General features: G+C 66.1%; 16 protein-coding genes. 10 read left to right on the top strand and 6 right to left on the bottom strand.

What is annotated here, in order from left to right:
* Nucleotides 1-175 precede the first annotated feature (175 nt).
* The 8 genes from Pla123a_RS18265 to Pla123a_RS18230 all read left to right on the top strand — a co-directional run bounded on the left by Pla123a_RS18265 (nt 176) and on the right by Pla123a_RS18230 (nt 9,271).
* A complete protein-coding gene (locus Pla123a_RS18265) occupies nt 176-1,537 on the top strand; it encodes a PQQ-binding-like beta-propeller repeat protein (RefSeq protein WP_146589626.1) in 1,362 nt (453 codons plus the stop codon).
* Nucleotides 1,538-2,356: 819 nt separating this feature from the next.
* Nucleotides 2,357-3,628 carry a hypothetical protein gene (locus Pla123a_RS18260; protein WP_146589624.1) on the top strand — a complete coding sequence of 424 codons (1,272 nt, stop codon included), beginning with the start codon at nt 2,357-2,359 and terminating at the stop codon, nt 3,626-3,628.
* Nucleotides 3,629-3,773: 145 nt separating this feature from the next.
* Nucleotides 3,774-4,388, top strand: a complete 615-nt coding sequence (locus Pla123a_RS18255; RefSeq protein WP_146589622.1) for a hypothetical protein — start codon at nt 3,774-3,776, stop codon at nt 4,386-4,388.
* Nucleotides 4,389-4,482: 94 nt separating this feature from the next.
* A complete protein-coding gene (locus tag Pla123a_RS25335) occupies nt 4,483-5,178 on the top strand; it encodes a DUF1559 family PulG-like putative transporter (RefSeq protein ID WP_146589620.1) in 696 nt (231 codons plus the stop codon).
* A 47-nt stretch (nt 5,179-5,225) separates the two neighbouring features.
* A complete protein-coding gene (locus Pla123a_RS18245; protein ID WP_146589618.1) occupies nt 5,226-5,936 on the top strand; it encodes a hypothetical protein in 711 nt (236 codons plus the stop codon).
* Nucleotides 5,921-6,772 carry a hypothetical protein gene (locus Pla123a_RS18240; protein WP_146589616.1) on the top strand — a complete coding sequence of 284 codons (852 nt, stop codon included), beginning with the start codon at nt 5,921-5,923 and terminating at the stop codon, nt 6,770-6,772. Before Pla123a_RS18245 ends, Pla123a_RS18240 begins: the two co-directional genes overlap by 16 nt.
* A gap of 597 nt (nt 6,773-7,369) precedes the next feature.
* Nucleotides 7,370-8,728: a phosphoglucosamine mutase gene (gene glmM, locus Pla123a_RS18235; RefSeq protein ID WP_146589614.1), complete on the top strand. Its 1,359-nt coding sequence runs from the start codon at nt 7,370-7,372 to the stop codon at nt 8,726-8,728.
* 90 nt (nt 8,729-8,818) lie between these two features.
* Nucleotides 8,819-9,271, top strand: a complete 453-nt coding sequence (locus tag Pla123a_RS18230; protein ID WP_197528094.1) for an SMI1/KNR4 family protein — start codon at nt 8,819-8,821, stop codon at nt 9,269-9,271.
* 80 nt (nt 9,272-9,351) lie between these two features.
* Here the strand turns inward: Pla123a_RS18230 and Pla123a_RS18225 are convergent, their stop codons facing one another.
* Both Pla123a_RS18225 and Pla123a_RS18220 read right to left on the bottom strand, forming a co-directional pair.
* Complete coding sequence (locus Pla123a_RS18225; protein ID WP_146589611.1) at nt 9,352-9,771, bottom strand: hypothetical protein; 420 nt, start codon at nt 9,769-9,771, stop codon at nt 9,352-9,354.
* Between the two features lie 105 nt (nt 9,772-9,876).
* Nucleotides 9,877-10,791: a ceramidase gene (locus Pla123a_RS18220; protein WP_146589609.1), complete on the bottom strand. Its 915-nt coding sequence runs from the start codon at nt 10,789-10,791 to the stop codon at nt 9,877-9,879.
* Between the two features lie 121 nt (nt 10,792-10,912).
* Between Pla123a_RS18220 and Pla123a_RS18215 the strand changes: the two genes are divergently transcribed.
* Entirely contained in the window at nt 10,913-11,557 is a 645-nt protein-coding gene (locus Pla123a_RS18215; RefSeq protein ID WP_146589607.1) for a YdcF family protein, read from the top strand.
* Here Pla123a_RS18215 and Pla123a_RS18210 read toward each other — a convergent pair.
* Nucleotides 11,554-12,219: a hypothetical protein gene (locus Pla123a_RS18210; protein ID WP_146589605.1), complete on the bottom strand. Its 666-nt coding sequence runs from the start codon at nt 12,217-12,219 to the stop codon at nt 11,554-11,556. The genes Pla123a_RS18215 and Pla123a_RS18210 overlap by 4 nt on opposite strands.
* 399 nt (nt 12,220-12,618) lie before the next feature.
* Between Pla123a_RS18210 and Pla123a_RS18205 the strand changes: the two genes are divergently transcribed.
* A complete protein-coding gene (locus Pla123a_RS18205; protein ID WP_146589603.1) occupies nt 12,619-13,854 on the top strand; it encodes a PEP-CTERM sorting domain-containing protein in 1,236 nt (411 codons plus the stop codon).
* Nucleotides 13,855-14,044: 190 nt separating this feature from the next.
* Here the strand turns inward: Pla123a_RS18205 and Pla123a_RS18200 are convergent, their stop codons facing one another.
* The 3 genes from Pla123a_RS18200 to Pla123a_RS18190 all read right to left on the bottom strand — a co-directional run bounded on the left by Pla123a_RS18200 (nt 14,045) and on the right by Pla123a_RS18190 (nt 17,839).
* Entirely contained in the window at nt 14,045-14,299 is a 255-nt protein-coding gene (locus Pla123a_RS18200) for a DUF202 domain-containing protein (RefSeq protein WP_146589601.1), read from the bottom strand.
* Between the two features lie 168 nt (nt 14,300-14,467).
* On the bottom strand, nt 14,468-16,069 hold the full coding sequence (locus Pla123a_RS18195; protein ID WP_146589600.1) for a DUF7453 family protein: 1,602 nt from the start codon (nt 16,067-16,069) through the stop codon (nt 14,468-14,470).
* A gap of 246 nt (nt 16,070-16,315) precedes the next feature.
* On the bottom strand, nt 16,316-17,839 hold the full coding sequence (locus Pla123a_RS18190) for a right-handed parallel beta-helix repeat-containing protein (protein ID WP_146589598.1): 1,524 nt from the start codon (nt 17,837-17,839) through the stop codon (nt 16,316-16,318).
* Nucleotides 17,840-17,959 lie beyond the last annotated feature (120 nt).

Here is a 17,959-nt window from a genome sequence, read left to right as displayed (position 1 = left end):
GATTCTCGCCAAGTTCGTCGAGAAAAAAGCCGTCAATTCACCCTCGCGCAGGACCTTCGGATCGTGGAGCGACCTGCTCGACAGCTGTGGGCCAAGGTATTGCGAAGCTCTAGCTAGTAGAATCGCTGTCTGACCGGCGACTCCCCTACCTCATTCATGCGACGGAACACAACTCATGTCGACGCGCCAGACGCACTATATCCTTGGTCTTTTCTTGATATTCGGGACAGCCGCGCAGCTTGCCCACGGCGATGACTGGCCTCAATGGTTGGGGCCGCACCGCGACGGGGTGTGGCGCGAGTCCGGCATCATCGAGCAGTTCCCCGAGGGGGGGCCGACGGTGAAGTGGCGTACGCCAATCGGCGGCGGTTACTCGGGCCCGGCCGTGGTGGGGAACCGGGTCTTCGTCACCGATCGGCAGTTGGCCGGGGGACAGCGGATTTCTCCCAATGCATTTGATCGTTCCCCCACGCAAGGCAGCGAGCGTGTGCTCTGCCTCGATGCAGAAAGCGGCGAGATTCTGTGGACGCACGAGTACCCCTGCGAGTACTCCATCAGCTACGCAGCGGGCCCGCGGACCACGCCGGTCGTCACGGGCGGCAAGCTCTACAGTGTGGGCGCCGAGGGGGACCTGGTGTGCCTCGACGCGGAGACTGGCGAACCGCTTTGGTCGAAGCAGTTCAAGGAGGACTACGACATGCCGGCGCCGGTGTGGGGATTCTCCGGGCATCCCTTGGTAGACGGCAAGCGTCTCATCTGTCTGGTTGGCGGCCAAGGGAGCGTCGCGGTGGCGTTTGACAAAGACAGCGGCGAGGAAATCTGGCGATCTCTCTCAGCGGCCGAGCCGGGATACTGTCCGCCGGTGATTCTTGAGCTCGGCGGGAAGCGGCAACTCATTATCTGGCATCCGCAGGCAATCAACGGGCTCGATCCGGAAACCGGCGAGGTCTACTGGTCGACGCCGTTCGACGTCAGGGCAGGAATGACGATCCCCACGCCCCGCCAGGCTGGCCAGCGGCTGTTCGTAACCAATTTCTACGATGGGCCGATGATGCTTGAGTTTAAAGAGGGCCAGGCCGGGCCCGATCTCCTGTGGCGGGGAAATAGCCACAGCGAACGCAACACCGACAAACTTCACTCGGTGATGAGCACGCCCGTGATTCAGGATGGCCACATCTATGGCGTCGATAGCTACGGCCAACTGCGGTGTTTGGACCTGGAAACGGGCGAGCGGAGTTGGGAGGACCTAACCGCCAGCGGGTCGACGGGCGACCTTCGCGATTCATCCAATCGCTGGGCGAATGTGTTCTTGATCCCGCACGAGGACCGGTTCTTCCTGGCGAATGAGAAAGGCGATCTGATTATCGCCAAGCTCACGCCCACAGGTTACGAGGAACTGAGCCGGGCGCATGTCATCGAAGCAGACAATCCAATGCCCGGCCGCAAGGTGGTCTGGTCGCACCCGGCGCTGGCCAACCGCTGCGCCTACTTGCGGAACGACTCGGAGATTATTTGTGTGGACCTGTCGAAGGATTAGTTCGACTGGCGACGTTTTCGGCTAGTGCCGGTGACACGAATAATATTTCTGCCGCGTGACCGGTAGGCCCGCACGAACCCTTCGCAAACTGCGGGATTCGTGCGCGCGTCATGAGGAGGCACAGGAACTAACTGCAGGGAAGGCGTACTAGTTGGATTGGCTGCGCGCTGCTGATTGCCCGCTCGTCATCGGGGGCTTCTGCTAGCGCGGAGCGCCCCCGACGTCCCCCGCATGCGAGGGAGTGCCTGGCATTTCTTTGTAGAGAAGCGCCGCGCGGTGTGGTCCAATGGCGGCATACCGACACCCGGTTCTTTGGCGCGGCGGCGAGGCTCGTATCGCAGGTCGGCGCCGGCTGCTGCGCGGTTGGGTAGCTCGCGGTCGATGGGGATCTGCGGCAGCGAGCGTCGGCGGTGTTTGGGGGTTGTCTCAGTCGGCGGCGCGGTGGGACAAAACCCACGCGGCCATGGTTGCTCGGTACTGAGAATAGGCTGCTAACAAGCGTGAAACGAGTGCCGAGGGGGAGTTGTGGCGGGGGTTTTGTCCCCTCCGGTCGTGTTTTCGGACAAAACGCTTGCGCGGCGCCGTGGGTCCGACTGGCGTCGACGCGTCCAGCGGACTCCGTTATAAGCCGTGACGATCTTTGCCAACGGCGGCCGACGCCCGCGGCGACTTCCTGCCCATCCGAGTCTGCTAGCAGCGTCCGCGCAGCGGCTCGACAACCCCACCGATGCAAGCGTCTCGCGAGATCGACGCCGGCCTTGTCCTGCGCCCGCAGGCGGGGTCTGCCTTCCCACCTGCTTCACTATGGAGGGTGAACCGATGAAGCGTCTGTCTGTTTGCTCCCTGCTGCTTGTTCTGGCCGCGGCGCCTGCTCCGCTAGCGCTCGGCGACCAGCCGTACTACAGCATGCCCCCGGCGCCCGAGCCGATCGCGCCTGTTTCGATTGGCTCCGGATTGGAGCTGGCGGCCCCGGTCCGGGGCGTGACGACTCCGCTCTACGCCGGCCCGGCCCCGGCCAATTCAGTGCAGGCCAATTCGCTGCAGGCCAACGCGATTGAGACCAGCGTGACTAGGACCAACGCGATCAGGACCAACGCGATCGAGGCAAGTCAGAACCGGTACAGCTCGGCGATGCCCTGCCCCGACCTGATGCGACCGGCAGCCGCGGGACCGGCGCAGCCGACCACGTACCTCAGCGACCCGGAAGAGCCGACCGCCGCCCCGGCCGGCCCCACCCTGGCGGGCCCGCAGCGGGCCAACGAGGCCCCGACCCGGCCGGTGAACCCGTACGCGTCGCTCGACTTGGACCTTCCGCCGCAAGCGACAGAACCGACAGACGCCGACGGGTCCCCCGCCGCCGCCGCGGTCACGCCCGGCGACGCCGCGGCGGGGATCGCGATTGAGCGCGGCCGGCCGCGGCCCTTCATCGACGGCGTCGGCTGGACGCTCGGCATCCCGGCGAAGCTGGTGTTCTGGGACCGCCGGGCCGACAACCACGCGGTCTCGCCGGAGACCGAGTCGCAGGCGGTCGAGTTCCTCGCGTCGCACCAGGTCGACGACGTGCTCGTGCGGGTCAACCAGTACGACCCGCTGGGCGAGTGGCGTCGGCTCCGCGAGAACGATGCGCACGCGGCCCCCTGGCGGTACACGGTCGGCAGCCTGTACACGCTCGGCTACACGCTTGCGCCGGGTAGGCTGTTCGGGGGCGACTGGTACAACCCGTTCACCAACAGCGTGCACCTGTACTCGGACATCCCGGCGGTCGCGCTGGAGCAGGCGGCCTACGCGCACGAGGTCCGCAGTCGCGAGACGCCGAGCGTCTACGCGTCGGCGCACGCGCTGCCGTTTGTCGGTCTGCTGCACGAGAGCCGCAAGCGGGACGACGTCTACGAGTACGTTGACGCCAACGGCGACATCGACGCGCGGAAGGAGGCCCGGCGGGTGCTCGAGCCGCGGCTCGGCGCCGAGATCGGCGGCGACATCGGCGCGATTGTGCCGGGCGGCGGCCTGTGGGCGGTCGGCGGCGCGATGTTCGGCCACTTCACCGGCGGCGTCCGGGCGCAGGCCATCAAGGGCGAACCCGACAAGTAACGGGGCGCCAGTCAGTGAGCCGTTCGCGGTCGCCATCGGCAGCTCGGCAGGCGTGACAATCTGACGCGTCGGACGACCTCGATTCTGGCGCCGCGATCGGCCACAATGGCGGATCCGCCCTGTCACGCCTCCCGCGGTTGATCGCTTGTTCACGCCCCGCTGCCGCCGTCTGCTCGCGTCGTTGCTGCTGGCCGCCTACGCGGCCGCGGCGACCGGGCTGCCGCTGCGCGGCCCGGCCCCCCCGCGGGCGGCGGCCGAGCGTTTCCCGTGCGAGGACTGCGGCTGCGGCTGCGGCTCGGCCGAGGTCTGCTGGACCAACTGCTGCTGCAATTCGCTGAGCGAGCGGCTCGCCTGGGCCGCCCGCGAGGACATCCGGCCGCCGCAGCACGTGCTGAGCAAGGCGCAGTGCGCCGGGCACGACGTGAGCCGCTGGATCCCGACCGCGTCGCCAGTAACGCTGGTTGCAGAGGCGGCCGAGCCGAAGAAGAAGGCGTGCTGTTGCTGCGCGAAGAAGTCGGCGCCTACGCCCAACGGGCAGAGCGATCGTGAGCAGGACTCAAGCGATGGCTCGCAGGGCTGGCGTTCGCTGACGTGCAACGGCGTGCTGTCGCTGTGGGTGTCGCTGAGCGTCGCGTTGCCGCCCGCCGAGGACGAGTCCCCCGCCCTGCCCCGCGCTGTCGCGACGCGGCTGGCAGCGGCGCCGTTGTTTGACGGCTGCTCCTTCCCCCCGGCGACCCCGCCGCCGGACGCCGCGAGCTGAGGCCCCTCACCCTCCGCTTGCTCTCCGTTTGCTCGATTGGGCCCACGGTCCGCGCCGACTCGGCTGCGCCCGTGCGCGCTAGGGGAACCCTACGATGACAGCTCGACGCGGCTTCACCCTGGTGGAGCTGCTGGTGGTGGTCGCGATCATCGGCGTGTTGATTGCGCTCCTGCTGCCAGCGGTCCAGGCGGCCCGCGCCGCCGCGCGGCGCACCTCGTGCGCCAACAACCAGAGGCAGATCGGCCTGGCGTTCCACCTGTACCTGGAGGCCAACGAGGGCCGGTTCCCACGCAGCTCGCACTCGGCGTTCGCGCACCGCGAGCTGACCTGGGGCGCCCGGATTGGGCCGTACCTGGAGCCGAGCTACGAACCGGCGATGGGGGCGTTGCCCGACGCCCTGATGCTCGGCCCGTACCGCTGTCCCGAGGACACGCGGGGCGACGCCCGGCTGTGGAGCTACGGCAAGAACGCCTGGCTCGAGCTGACCAAGAGCGAGAGCGGCGCGGCCCACGGGGCCGCCGAGGGGCCGACCTACCACAAGCTGCGGAGCATCCCGTCCACCAGCCGCACGGTGCTGGTGGGCGAGCTCGACACCGGCAGCACGGCGGACCACATCATGGCCCACTTCTGGTTGACCGGAGGAGAGCCGGAGGTCGCCGCCGACCGCCACCAGAGCGTGAGCAACTTCCTGTGGGTCGACGCGCACGTGTCGCCCCACGCGCTCGAAGAGACGTTTTCCATTGACCAACAGCTCGACCGCTGGGACCCCGGCGCCGCGGCCCTGCCGTAGGCGCACACGGCTCAGCGATCCGAGAAACATCTAAGAAGGCTGCTGCTATGAAGATTGCTACGGATTTTGTCTGCCTTGCGGCGACGCTATGGGCGGCCGCCGCGTCGGCCCAGCTGCCGCCGTTGCCACCTATGACCAACGGCGACGCAAACCTCGCCAACAACGGCATGAAGCACGCCCTGGTCGCCTACGCGGGCGACGCACTCTCGGTGCACCTCGACGCCCCGCCGGCGTCGCCGGTCACGATGACTTCGGGCGTGGGGAAGTCTTACGACGCGTTGTTCGATGTGCTCGAGGGGAAGCACTTCAACAGCCAGCACGGCTGGCTGCCCGACGGCGTGCTGGTTCCTCCCGCAGGCGCCGAGGTGTGGATCAAGCGTACCGGCGCGACCACGCCTGCCGGCGCCGAGCTGCACGTTTACGAAGGCGGCATGGGCAACGCAATGGCGAGCTGGACCATGAATGAGATCTACGCCGCCGACGGCGCCATCTGGCTGTGGGACCGGTTCATGCAGCACGACCTCTACGTGGCCGACCTGCCGGGCGCGTACAGCGTGTCGTTCGAGGTCTACCTCGGCGACGCCACGACCGGCGATCCGCTCGCGGGAATCACGCCGGCGACCACAACCTTTTCGTTCGTCGTGCCTGCGCCGGAGCCTGCCGCGGCGGGGCTACTGCTGTGCGGCCTGCTACCGGTCGCGGCGTGGCGCCGCGGGCCCGATTGTCTCGAGAGGAGGACGACATGCAGAAAATCGTAGCGGCGTCGTTGCTGACGTTGGTCGCCGGCTCGGCCGCCGCGTCCTACGTGCAGCCGTTCCGCGGCGGGGCCCAGGTCACCGCGCCGATGAAGCACGCCGACACCACCTACTATGGTTCAACGCTATCTGTGCGTATTGACGAGTCGGTTCCGGTCCCGCTGTTGAGGGCGCTTAATGAGCCGGACGAGTTCGACCCGGCGGGCACGTGGGGGATGCTTAACGGCAGCCAGTACAACTCACAGTACGGCTGGAACTTCAGCCGCGTCGACGCGTACCCGCCGGTCGGCGCGTGGTTCTGGATCGAGCAACTCGACGCGTCCCCCGGGCTTCGGGCGTACGAGCAGGACACTGGCAAGCCGATCTTCGGCACGGACGGCTCGTCGCCGCGATGGCGGTGGAGCGGCGTGATGATGCACAACCTCTACGCTATCGAGCGCCCGCGCGAGTCAGAGCTGTTCGCTAGCTACCGCATGTACATCGGCTACGACGCCACGGGCGAGCCAGTGCCGGACTACACCGCGGCCGAGGTGACCTTTGCGTTCCTGGCAACCCCGCCGCTGCCGGGTGACTACAACAACGATGGCGTCGTCGACGCACTGGACTACGCGGTGTGGAGTGAGCAGTACGGCGCCGGGGGCGATTCACTGGCCGCCGATGGCAACGGCGACCGGCTCGTCGATGTGGGCGACTACACGCTGTGGCGTGACCACCAGACGCCGGTCGCGGCGGCAGTCGCTGCCGCGGCGCCCGAGCCGGTGGCGTTCGGCCTGCTAGCGTGGGCCGTAGTCATAGCGGCGTCCCGACGACCTCGCAACGGCGGCTGTAGAGAGCTATAGAGAAGTGGCGCCCCGTTTTTCCGCCCGCGCACGCACAGGCCCCGCCAACTGGGACGGGGCCGCGTGCGCGAAGGAAAGCGATGAAGCGTAGCGAGTGGGAGCCTGAAGCGGAGTTGGGGTGGAGAGCGAATAGCGGTGTATTAGGCGCCGTTGCGGTAGGTGTCTACCAGCAAGAAGGCGAGCATTGAAAGGCAGCTAAGGATTCCTGCGTCCATCATTTGGTTCCGTCCTTGTCGATTAAGGGCACGCGCTCGTTGGCGTTGTTGGCGACCTCCTCCTGAGGTCATGACAGGCACTATTGCGAACGGGGCGCCAAACGCGCCAAAAAACTTTTCGCACTGCAATCTGAATCTGACCGGCGCGGCTGGGCAAACCTTGCGGGCAGGCGGGCATGTAATTGTTTCCACGGCGGCGAAGAAGTTACCAATCCGCGGTGTAAAGACGGCTCGCCGTGTCGTGACACGTGCGTAGAAGCCACGGCTGTTCGGCCCCGCTCGCGCCGTCGCGGGCGGCGGTGGGGCACGATTGAACCATCGGCCCTGCCGGGCGACAATCAGGCCTCGCTTGCCTAGCTTCCGCAACCCGAACAGGACCTCAATGGACGAGTTGATCATCAGCGTTTCCGGTCTCCGCGGCATTGTCGGCCAGTCGCTCACCGCCGAGGTCGCCGCCCGCTACGCGTTGGCGTTTGCTGGCGCCCTGCCCCCCGGGCCGATCGTCATCACGCGCGACGGCCGCAGCCACGGGCCGATGCTGGCCGAGGCGATCGCCGCCGCGCTGACCGCGGCCGGCCGCCCGGTGCTCGACGCCGGCCCGGCCGCCACGCCGACCACCGGCATCCTGGTCCGCGCCGAGCAGTGCGTCGGCGGCTTCCAGATCTCGGCCAGCCACAACCCGCCCGAGTACAACGGCATCAAGCTGTTCAGCGCCGAGGGCCGCGTGATCCCCGCCGAGGCCGGCGAGGCAGTCCGCCAGCGGTACCTGGCCGGCGAGGCCCCAGCCGCGCCCCGTGGGCCAGGAATCGGCGAGGAGCCAGCTACCGTCGAAACGCTCCACAACACCGTCACCGCCCACCTGATGGCGATCGAGGACGCGGTCGACGTCGACCTGATCCGCTCGAAGCGGTTCCGCGTGCTGCTCGACGCCAACCACGGCGCCGGCGCCGTGCTCGGGCGGCCGCTGCTGGAGGTGCTCGGCTGCGAGGTGACCGTGCTCGGCGCCGAGCCCGACGGCCAGTTCGCCCACACGCCCGAGCCGACCGCCGAGAACCTGTCGAGTGTGTTGCCGAAGGTGACCGAGCTCGGCGCCGCGGTCGGCTTCTGCCAGGACCCCGACGCCGACCGGCTGGCCTTGATTGACGAGACCGGCCGCTACGTCGGCGAGGAGTACACGCTCGCCCTCTGCGTCGAGCACCTCTTGAGCAGGGACCCCGGCCCGGTGGTGACCAACTGCTCGACCAGCCGCATGACGCAGGACATCGCCGAGCGGCACGCGGTCGCGTTCCACCACTCGGCCGTCGGCGAGGCGAACGTCGTGAACAAGATGAACGAGGTCCAGGCGATCATCGGCGGCGAGGGGAACGGCGGCGTGATCGACCCCCGCATCGGCCCGGTCCGCGACAGCTTCATCGGTATGGCCCTGACGCTCGAGGCGCTGGCCACGCGCGACGAGCCGCTGAGCAAGCTGATCGACGAGCTCCCCCGTTACGCCATCCACAAGGCGAAGGTCACCGTCACGCGGGACAAGATCCCCGCCGCCCTCGACGCGCTCGCGGCCCACTTCACCGACGCCGCCGCCGACCGCACCGACGGCCTGCGGCTCGATTGGCAGGACGAAAAGAAGTGGCTCCTGGTCCGCGCCAGCAACACCGAGCCAATCGTGCGAATCTTCTGCGAAGCCGCGACCGCCGAGGAGGCCAAGCAGGTCGCTGATGAAGCGGCCAGCGTGATGGGTTAACGGCTGAATCGAGTCCCAACAGCCGGCGGCCTACGGACGCCGGGCTAGAGAGCCATGGACAATCCAGAAATCGAAGCCAGCCGACCGGGCATGTCCGAAGCCGAGCTCGGGGAACTTGAGCAGCAGTTGAGCGCCAAGCTGCCGAGCGACTACAGGGAGTTCCTTCAAACACACAACGGGGGTCGACCGGCGAGCAACATGTTCTCGATCGGCGAGGATCCGGAATTTTGGGTAGATTGGTTCTGCTGGATCGACGAGCGGGTGGCAGAGCCCGCGGAGTTTTCCGACTACCAGAGTCTGGCATTCTCTGCGTTCAAGTTCCGCGGCCTGTTGCCGGAAGACACGCTGATCATTGGCCGTTGCTGCCGCGATGACGTGCTCCTGCTGCGGCTGCGAGGACCAGAGGCCGGTCAGGTGCTCTACAAGGATATCAATGCTCTGCCGGGCGTGTCGCGGCGTGCCTGGGAGCGGATGCGAGACGATTGCATCAAGTTTGTCGCCCCGAGCTTTGGTGCGTTTCTTGGGCTGTTGAGAGACGAGTGATTCCAGCGGAAGGGATGTCGGATGGGTGATAGTGGGTTGGGAGCAGGTCGGGCCTAGCGGCCCACGCTCGTTCTTGTGATTCAACACCAGTTGCCGATCGGCCGCCATACTCCCGTGCTGGTAGGTGCGAAAGTAGCTTCCCACTCAGTATTCACCGCGGTTCCCCAGTAGCATAATGCAGTCCCGCCACCGCGTATCTCGAAGTACGCGATGCGAAACAAGAATTGGCTTACGTCGTATTCCGACCGATTGAAGTCACGCTCGCAGGTCTCTTGAACGAGATTGTCCATCGCCCGCACATTTTGTAGCGCGCTGCGTGCCATAGACAGATCCTTGGGAGTAAGATCTTCCATGAATCGCTCTGGAAAGTGCACCTCAATGATCTCGTCACCAATGGCAAAGGAGTAGTAGGGCGGATCCGCGTTTGTGATGGCGGCGCTGCTTTCGAACGCCGACACGAAGGCTTCCGGGCAATAGCGGTCTCTCGGGAAGTCTGTCATGGTTCGAACTGATTCAGGACATTGATGGCTACGAGGTTGCTAGGCGCTGGGACTGTCAATAGTGTTGCTGAAGTTGTGCATCGTCAGCAGCCCTGGCGGCCCACGCTATGTGGTTGAGCTCGCCCGTTCTTCCGACCGGAAGTAGCAGAACATAAACACGTACAACAAGCACGACACCAGGTGCCACACGGCGTGGCCCTGGAAGATTGAGTCGGGGCTGCTGAAGCGGCCCTCGATGTCGAGGTCGCGGATCTCCGAGCCGATAACGATTGCGGCGAACGCGGCGACGAACCAGCGGAGCTGCAGGCGCTTGCCCGGCTGCAGCAGGCTGACTGCGGCGAACGCCCACAGCACCGCTCCGAGGTAGGTCGAGATCTTGCCGAACGAGTAGTCCCACTTGTAGTAGGTGAAGTACGCCGAGCCGTACACGATCGCCACGGCGAGCACGGGCCAGGTCGGCAGCCAGCGGCGGCCCCACGGTTCTTCCAGCCGCGGCAGCCAGCTCCCCAGCGCGATGCCGGCCATGCAGATCATCGTGGCGTACATGCCGCCGACGTCGCACTGCTGCCCGCACCGCGTCAGCGAGGCGTGGAAGAACCCGCTGCCGAGTCCGAGGTACACGCCCGCCACGCCGAACAACAGGCTCTGCACCGGGGCGTGCGCCAGGTAGCCCCGCTCGAGCGGCCGCCGCGTCTGCCAGTCGTGGATCGCCAAGGCGATGGCGTAGCAGCCGAACCCTAGGTAGCCGACGTTCGACCAGGTGTTCATCCGCGTGCGGACGACGCTGTCGCGGTAGATCCGCTCGTTGTACTGCGGGTTGTCGAGTTCCCCGGCCGGCCGCCAGTTGTCCCACACCGGCACATCACGGTAGGCGAGGAACACGCCCACGAAGAACAGCAGCACCAGCAGCGGCGCCCCGAGCCCCACGGCGTGCACCCACCACGGCAGCCGGTCGAGCTTGAGCCGCTCGGCTGAGCCGAGCCGGCGCCGTTGTTCGAGCGTCAGTGTTTCGTCACGCATTGGCGGTTCGCTCTCTAATCGCTCGAACTGCGGTAGCGTCGGCCTTGGTGGAGACGCTACGCTTGACCCCCGTTCGCCCCATCATAGTCGCATACGACTTTGCCAAGCACCAAGTTGTCGCGTGAACTCTCGGGTCATTACCGCCGCTCAGCAGCTCTGGAACTACTACGCCGCCGGCCGCTCTCGCGGCCCGTGCGACGCCGTGGTGGTCTGCTGCTCGTACGACCTGCGGGTCTGCGACTACGCGTGCGGGCTCATCAACGACGGCTTGGCGCCGCTATTGGTGCTGTCGGGGAACACCGGCAACTGGACCAGGCACCTGTGGTCGAGGCCGGAGGCCGACGTGTTCCGCGACCAGGCAATCGAGAACGGCATCGATCCCCAATGCATTCGTCTGGAACGCGAGGCGACCAACTTTGGCGAGAACATCACGTTCGCCAAGCGACTGCTGCCCGAGCTGCGGCGCGTGACGTTGATCACCAAGCCGAACTCGGTGCTGCGGGTGCGGCTGACGGCTCAGGCGCAGTGGCCGGCCGTCACGGCGTTTGTCGACTCCCCGCCGCTGCACTTTCCGGCCGACGCGTCGCAGATTGTCGGCGTGCTGGGCACGATCGACGAGATGGTCGGCGACTACGAGCGGATCGTCGAGTACCCTGCGCGGGGCTACCAGGCGCCGCACGTGTTCCCGGATGCGATCACGACCGCGTGGCGGTCGCTGGTCGCGGCTGGTTTTACCAATCACCTCATGCAGCGGCCTGCAGACTAGGCGGAGCGGCCTGCTTGCCTCCGTAAAAGCATCGCTAGCGGGACAAGCGATAGCAACGCCGCACCAGGCGCCGGCACAATATCGACCGCGCCGACCGTGAAGCCGTGCCAGTCTTCGGTGGTATGGGTGAAGCTGAACGAACTGTGCACGCCCGGCAGGCGGATCACGCCGTGCAGCTCGCCGACGCCGGTGAAGCCGGTGCCACCGCCGTTCACCGAGAATGAGCCGTTGCCCCAGTAGCCTGGCCCAGAGCTGAGGACCTCGATCGGCTCACCAAACTCGACCACGTTGTTGTTCCAGCTCACCAAGGCAATCAGCGGGTCGACGACCGGCTTGGAGAAGTTAACCGAAACCGTGCCGCCAAAGAATAGGGCGACAATGTCGGGGCCAACCGGCGCGTTGTCGACTTGGGTCGACAGGTACGGCGCGTCGGGCAGCCAGAAATCGGTCCCCGGGCCGGTCTGGATGAACGACGCGCCGCCGGCGCCGTCGGTGTAGGTGACCTGGACCACCTCGGCCCCGACCGTGATCTGCCCGGTTGCCGAGACGGGAAAATTCGAGAACACCCAGTCGGTCCAGGCGATCGGGGCTGCACTCGCAGGTCCACTTCCGAGCGTCATTGAAAGAACAAAGCAAACCCCAGCGGCAAGCGACGGCTTCATGAGGACAACTCGGGGAGGAGGAGGATCTAGTAGATCTTGGAAAGCGCCGGGAGTGTACTCCTGCAGCCGGATCGGCGTCAATCAGACGTCCCACGCCCGGGCCCAGGATGTGCGACGCAATCAGCGAACGCGGTCGGCCGCATGTTGGCTGCGCAAGGGCTGTCTAGTCCGTGGCGGGCCGTGCTAAGCCGACTTCCCCGGGGGCGAGGAGCGATTCCGGACGCTCGATTGCGCAGAAGATTCTTTTCTAGCCGCAGGGGGAGCGGGCCCGCTCGGATGTCCGTCTATCATGCAGAGCACTCGACGGATTCAGGCGATTCCCTCCCCCGAATGTAGTGCGTCCCGCGGCCTACGCCGCACGCGAATCAGACCACCTACATCAGTCAGCCCAGGATCACTATGCGCATTTGCCGACTTCTGATTGGCGTTCCTGCCCTCGTCGTCGCCGGTTGCTTCGCCTCGGCAGCCTCCGCTCAAATCTACACGGACAGCCTCAGCAGCGGCGCCAACTGGACCACCAAGCAAACAAACGACGCGTCGTTCGCCTTTGGCTTCGACTACTCCACTAAGGGACTCCCCCTCGCCCCGAACGGCAGCGACTCGATCGGTCTGAAGCTCGAGGTCAACAACGGCGACGCCTCTCCCGGTTCCGAGACCATCGGCGTGTTCACGTCGGTCGCCTCGCTGCCGACCGAGTACACGGTGCGTGTCGACATCTGGGCGAACTGGGCGCCCGACAACGGCACGATCGGGCAGGGCACCACGGAGTTTGTTGGCGCGTCGGTGGGGCACGACGCGCTCTTGTCCGGACCGTTCGGGGCGTCGTTCATGTACTCGTCCGACGCCGACTCCTCGCTGGACTACCGGCTGTACCAGAACGAGGTCGAGCTGCAGTCCGAGGACGGCGGGTACGACCTCGGCACGACCGCCGGGTCTCGCAACCACACCAACCCGCTCATCCTCGAGGCGTTCCCGGAGATTGATATCGCGACCGCCGTCCCAACGCAGGGGTCGACCGGCGTCAACCAGGCCGGCGCGGCCGGTTTCCAGTGGATGACTGTCAACATCGAGGTCGATACGGATTCGATCGGCCCGGCCGGCCTGACGTCCGACGTCGGCTTCGCGAGGTTCTCGATGAAGAGCGCCTCCTCTGGCAGGGTGCTGGCGATTGGGACCGTCGACAACAGCAACAACGCCAACCCGGAGGTTGCCCCCATCCCACTGGGGAACCAGATCGCGCTGCTGATGTCGGACCTGTCGTCGTCGGTCACGGTCGACCCGAACTTCTCGTTCAGCATCTTCGACAACCTGCAGGTGTTCGACGGGCTGCTGGCTCTCGAGCCGGATGTCGCGCCTAGCGCCGCCGGCGACTTCAACGCCGATGGTCTGGTCGACGCGGCCGACTACACGCTGTGGCGTGACAACTCCGGCGACGCCGACGAGACCGCCATCGGTTTCAACGGCGATGGCCTCGACGGCGTCGACGCCAAGGACCTGCAGCTCTGGAAGGATAACTACGGCACGGACTACGGAGTCGCCGCGGCGTCGATCGCGGCCCCCGAACCGGGCGCCCTGGTCCTGCTAACCGCGGCCGCCGGCCTGGCCGCCCGCCGCCGCCGGACGGTTGGCTGCTAGACGGGGCAGAGGTGCGGGGGCGACCGCTCTCAGCGGAAATTAAAAAGCGGCGTTTTCTTCGTTGGAGCGCCGCCTTTCTTCTATTCCTAGGCTGACATTAATGCCGGACCTAGCAGGACCTCCGCTGGCCGGTTGCGACAGCGGTTGAACGAACCGCTCTGTCGGCGCCGGCGCGGGCGGGGGTAAGCGGCTACGATCCGGCCAGCCGCCGACCGACGCGGCGGAACCGCCCAAAGCCGACCCCGCCAACCACCGCCCCCGCGAGTATCAGCGTCCAGCCGGTGACAACGCGGGTCGGCATGTCGTCGTACAGCGTGACCAGCGTCGCGCCGGTGGCGGCCAGCATGATGGCGGTCCGCACGTAGGCGAGCAGCGTCCGCTCGTTGGCCAGGCGGGTCCGCTCGACAGCTAGCGTGTCGCGGAGTGGGGTAGCCGAGGGGTCCATAGGCGTTAAAGCTCTGGGGGCGAAATACAGCGCCCTTGCGCCGTACCAATTAGTCTGCAGCAAGCGGTGGGAGGAGGACAACCCCCAACCCTGCTAACGCGGCGGTCGCGCTCGTCCGCCCGCCCAGGCAGCCGACCATCAAGCATCACCAAGTACGTAGCGCAGAGGCTAGGCTGGCTGTCGACGGCGGACCGCGGCCAGTAGCGCCAACGTCAGGATCGACGTCGCGGCCGAGGAAGGCTCTGGGACCAACGTTTCAACGACGAAGATTCCCGCTGAGAAGTCGGTGAAACTCAGGTACATGGTAAGCTGGCCCGAGGCATTCAGCGCCGACCCCAAGCCGTCTTCACCGCCGCTGCTGGTGATGTTGTTGATAGCGACTCGTGAGATGGTGCGAAAATCGTTGATGAGCGGGTCGTCGTTTACATCGAAGAGATCGCCTTCGCAGACAACGAGCTGGGGCTCGCCAGCGAGGTTGGTCACCCATAAGCCCTGGTCGTTCTCGGGTGTGATGTCCGCTCCCGTGAGCGGGGCGGTAAAGGCAACCTGACCTCGTGCGTTGGAGTGGGGAACGAAGTTGCTCAAGAAATTGGGAGAGAGCGAACCAAATGTGGCGCCGAGGGGAGCGCCGGGCGCAGGCTCACCTTCTCGGACGATCAGCTTTAGTTCAGAGTCGACTTCCGACCAGAGCCCGACATCGTCGTTCTCTGTCACACTCGGCCCGGTGAGGCTTGCTACGAATGTAACTCCCCCTTCGCCGTTGAGGTTTGTCCAGTAGAACCTGGAGAAGTTTGCGGCTGAGTCGGCGCCCGGCGCTTGGGCGCCGAGTTGACTCACGACCCGCAGTCCATCGGGGCCTCCCTCCCAGATGGCCTTGTCGTTAGAAGGGTCGATGCTGGGCCCGGTCAGCCCGCCGGTGAACGCCACGTGACCCGCGTCATTGATCGTGGGACCGTCGAGCCTCGCGTAAGAATACCCGTCTGGGAAGCCCGCCGCCGGGAGTCCGGTTTGAGCGATCTCAAAGGTAACGCCGTCGCCTTCGGCCCTGACGCCGGTGACCTGTCCATTGCCGTATTGCACGAGGTAAGCGAGCTCCCCCGAGCCGTTCATCCGGAACGAGTCGACGCCGCTGATCGCGGTTGGCGGCGGCGAAGGTAGAGTGTAGCCCACGACTACTGGAGCGATCTCCCCGCTGCGGTTGCTCCAAATGCCGGCGGCATTGAAAAGTCCGGGCACGTCCAGGAGCATCGCGAAGGTGACATGCCCGCGATCATCGACGACGGGACTCTGCCCTACCCGAGAGTAGCTGACGTCAGGGGCCAAGCCGTGGGCGGCCTGTCCCGTACGGACGAGAAGGGTTAGAGTTCCGTTCTCTTCCAAGTACAAAGCGTTCGAGTCGGACAGACCGACAGATAGCGCGGACTGTCCAGCGAGATTGATTCTGGTCGCGGACCCGAGTTCAAATCGATCCGGCGGCGAGACTCCTGGGGCCGGATCGCCTTCCAGGAATATCTTGTGGAGACTGCCCCCACCTTCGCTCCACTTGCCGGAACGAAAGGTTGGATTCGCTCCGGGTGAACGTGCGAACCCGGAGAAGGCCACCTCGCCGACGGCGTTGATAGCCGGTTGAGACATATTCGAGTAGCGCCAACCCTCAAGGGCTCCGGGCGCTTGAGCGCCGGTCAGGGCGACCGTGCGTACGGGAAATGCGGAAGAGACTTGTGCAAACGAAATCGCTAGCAACAACGCGAGCGAGATTTGGGCCGCCATACTCAGACTCCAGGATGTTTACCGGCGTGTGGTTGCCGATGCGTTTCGCTCCGGCGAGGTTGCGCCAGACCCGGGCAGTCGCAAGAGATTCCACAGACGCGCATTAATTATTCCATTGCATGCGGTCTTACGCAACGGGGAGCACCCCACATGGATCTCATCTTTCTGTATCTGGTCGCGGCGAATTGCCCGTGACCAGTTTCGGTGCACTACGAAGAGTTGTGAGGCCGCATCTACCTCGGCCGACTAACGGGCGGGCTTGCGCCGGCTCGTCAGCAGCGCCACCAGAGCGAGCAGCATCGCAACACCCGGTTCGGGGACCGTTTGGGGTGCGGACGTCGCGTCGCTCCAGCCGTAGTTCGCGACCCACGCCTGGAGGTCACCCAGCGAGAACACCGTGCCGAGATTGTCACGCCAGACCACGTAGTCGGCGGCGTCGACCAGGCCGTCGGCGTTGAAGTCGCCGGCATAGCCGCTCTCGAAGGCGCCCAGGTCGGGCGCCAGGCCGTTGAAGTCGAGCCCAACGTCCTGTCCGGCGTCGACCAGGCCGCTGCCGCTGGCCAGGCGGAGGAAGTCGAGCACCGGCAGCCCGCCGTCGGCCTGGCGGGGCCCGTCGACGCCGGTCGGGGCGAGGCTCAGGAAGTCCTGCGACGAGAGCCCGTTGGGCAGGTTCCAGCTGTTGGCCTCGTCGTCGATCAGGCTGTGGTTGGCGTTCGCCAGGTCGGAGTTGTTGGCGTAGGCGATGTTGTTGCGGAGGTAGTGGTCGGCCGGCCAGTTGGCGGGGTCGACGTCGTTCAGCAGGTCGAAGCCGCGCGGGTTGTCGAAGGCGGTGTTGTTGACCCAGTCGATGCCGCCCGGGTGGTGGTTGGCGTAGAACCCCTGCACGCGGTTGTCGAACGACAGGTTGCCCTGCACCAGGTTGGTCGGCACGTCCTCGGGGTCGGGGAAGCGGCTGGAGTCGAGCAGGAACCCGCCCGCCTTGATGCCGGCCCCGTTGCCGGCGGCGGTGTTGGTGTCGGGGATGAAGCCGTTACGCCACGCCCAGGAGCCGATCAGCTCGACGCGGCCGTCGGAGTTGATGAAGTCGTAGCCGTCGTCGCTGTTCTCCCAGGCGCGGGCGCCGATGAAGGTGTTGCCGTCGTCGTTGCTGTGGCTGCCGAAGCCGTCGGCGTTCTCGCCGCCGCGGTCGGGGTCGTAGTTGTGGTGCGAGTCGGAGTTGAGCACCAGGTTGTGGCCGCCGTTGGCGATGAACAGGCCGGGCCCCTCGTTGTGGTGCAGGTTGAGCTGCTCGAAGATGTTGAAGTCGCCGCCGGCGCCCTCGACGCGGATGCCCCACGACTCGTTGACGTTGGTGATGGTCTGCTGCACGCCGCGGAGCTCGATCCCCTTGAAGTGCAGGTAGTCGGCCTGGACGCTGAAGCCGCGGATCCGCTCGGTCGGCAGGTACTCGCTGAAGTCGAAGGCCGGCGTCTCGCCCGGGTAGGCCCAGTACTTGATGGGGTTGCGGGCGTTGCCGCTCTTGTTAAACAGCACGCCGTACTCGCTGGCGCCCTGCCCCGCGACGAAGTTGTAGTCGCCGCCGCGGATCCAGACCGTGTCGCCCGGCGAGACCGCCTGCTGCGCCCGGGCGAGGCTGCCGAACGGTGAGGAGAGCGTGCCCGGGTTGGCGTCGATCCCGCTGGGCGAGACGTAGAACTCCGCGCCGCCGGTCCAACCAGCGGTCAGCGACACGGCGACGATCAGCAGCAGTCCAGACAGGCGGGGGGCCATGATGGCGAGCGTTCCGGTAGCAGAGGAGCAAGGCGTGGCGGCGTGGCGCCAAGCACCTATTCTACCAGCCGGCGTGCTTCGCTGCGGTTTCGTGAACGCAACGTAGGGGGCGATTGAACG

Origin of the sequence: Posidoniimonas polymericola (assembly GCF_007859935.1) — a bacterium.
GTDB lineage: Bacteria > Planctomycetota > Planctomycetia > Pirellulales > Lacipirellulaceae > Posidoniimonas > Posidoniimonas polymericola.
Note: the sequence above shows the minus strand (reverse complement) of the source record. Positions and strands in the feature narration are given on the sequence as shown.

Excerpts from the sequence above, each read along its gene's own strand:
- Pla123a_RS18265 (WP_146589626.1), top strand. The coding sequence starts at position 176 with ATGTCGACGCGCCAGACGCACTATATCCTTGGTCTTTTCTTGATATTC.
- Pla123a_RS18260 (WP_146589624.1), top strand. The coding sequence starts at position 2,357 with ATGAAGCGTCTGTCTGTTTGCTCCCTGCTGCTTGTTCTGGCCGCGGCG.
- Pla123a_RS25335 (WP_146589620.1), top strand. The coding sequence starts at position 4,483 with ATGACAGCTCGACGCGGCTTCACCCTGGTGGAGCTGCTGGTGGTGGTC.
- Pla123a_RS18245 (WP_146589618.1), top strand. The coding sequence starts at position 5,226 with ATGAAGATTGCTACGGATTTTGTCTGCCTTGCGGCGACGCTATGGGCG.
- Pla123a_RS18240 (WP_146589616.1), top strand. The coding sequence starts at position 5,921 with ATGCAGAAAATCGTAGCGGCGTCGTTGCTGACGTTGGTCGCCGGCTCG.
- glmM (WP_146589614.1), top strand. The coding sequence starts at position 7,370 with ATGGACGAGTTGATCATCAGCGTTTCCGGTCTCCGCGGCATTGTCGGC.
- Pla123a_RS18230 (WP_197528094.1), top strand. The coding sequence starts at position 8,819 with ATGTCCGAAGCCGAGCTCGGGGAACTTGAGCAGCAGTTGAGCGCCAAG.
- Pla123a_RS18225 (WP_146589611.1), bottom strand. The coding sequence starts at position 9,771 with ATGACAGACTTCCCGAGAGACCGCTATTGCCCGGAAGCCTTCGTGTCG.
- Pla123a_RS18220 (WP_146589609.1), bottom strand. The coding sequence starts at position 10,791 with ATGCGTGACGAAACACTGACGCTCGAACAACGGCGCCGGCTCGGCTCA.
- Pla123a_RS18210 (WP_146589605.1), bottom strand. The coding sequence starts at position 12,219 with ATGAAGCCGTCGCTTGCCGCTGGGGTTTGCTTTGTTCTTTCAATGACG.
- Pla123a_RS18205 (WP_146589603.1), top strand. The coding sequence starts at position 12,619 with ATGCGCATTTGCCGACTTCTGATTGGCGTTCCTGCCCTCGTCGTCGCC.
- Pla123a_RS18200 (WP_146589601.1), bottom strand. The coding sequence starts at position 14,299 with ATGGACCCCTCGGCTACCCCACTCCGCGACACGCTAGCTGTCGAGCGG.
- Pla123a_RS18195 (WP_146589600.1), bottom strand. The coding sequence starts at position 16,069 with ATGGCGGCCCAAATCTCGCTCGCGTTGTTGCTAGCGATTTCGTTTGCA.
- Pla123a_RS18190 (WP_146589598.1), bottom strand. The coding sequence starts at position 17,839 with ATGGCCCCCCGCCTGTCTGGACTGCTGCTGATCGTCGCCGTGTCGCTG.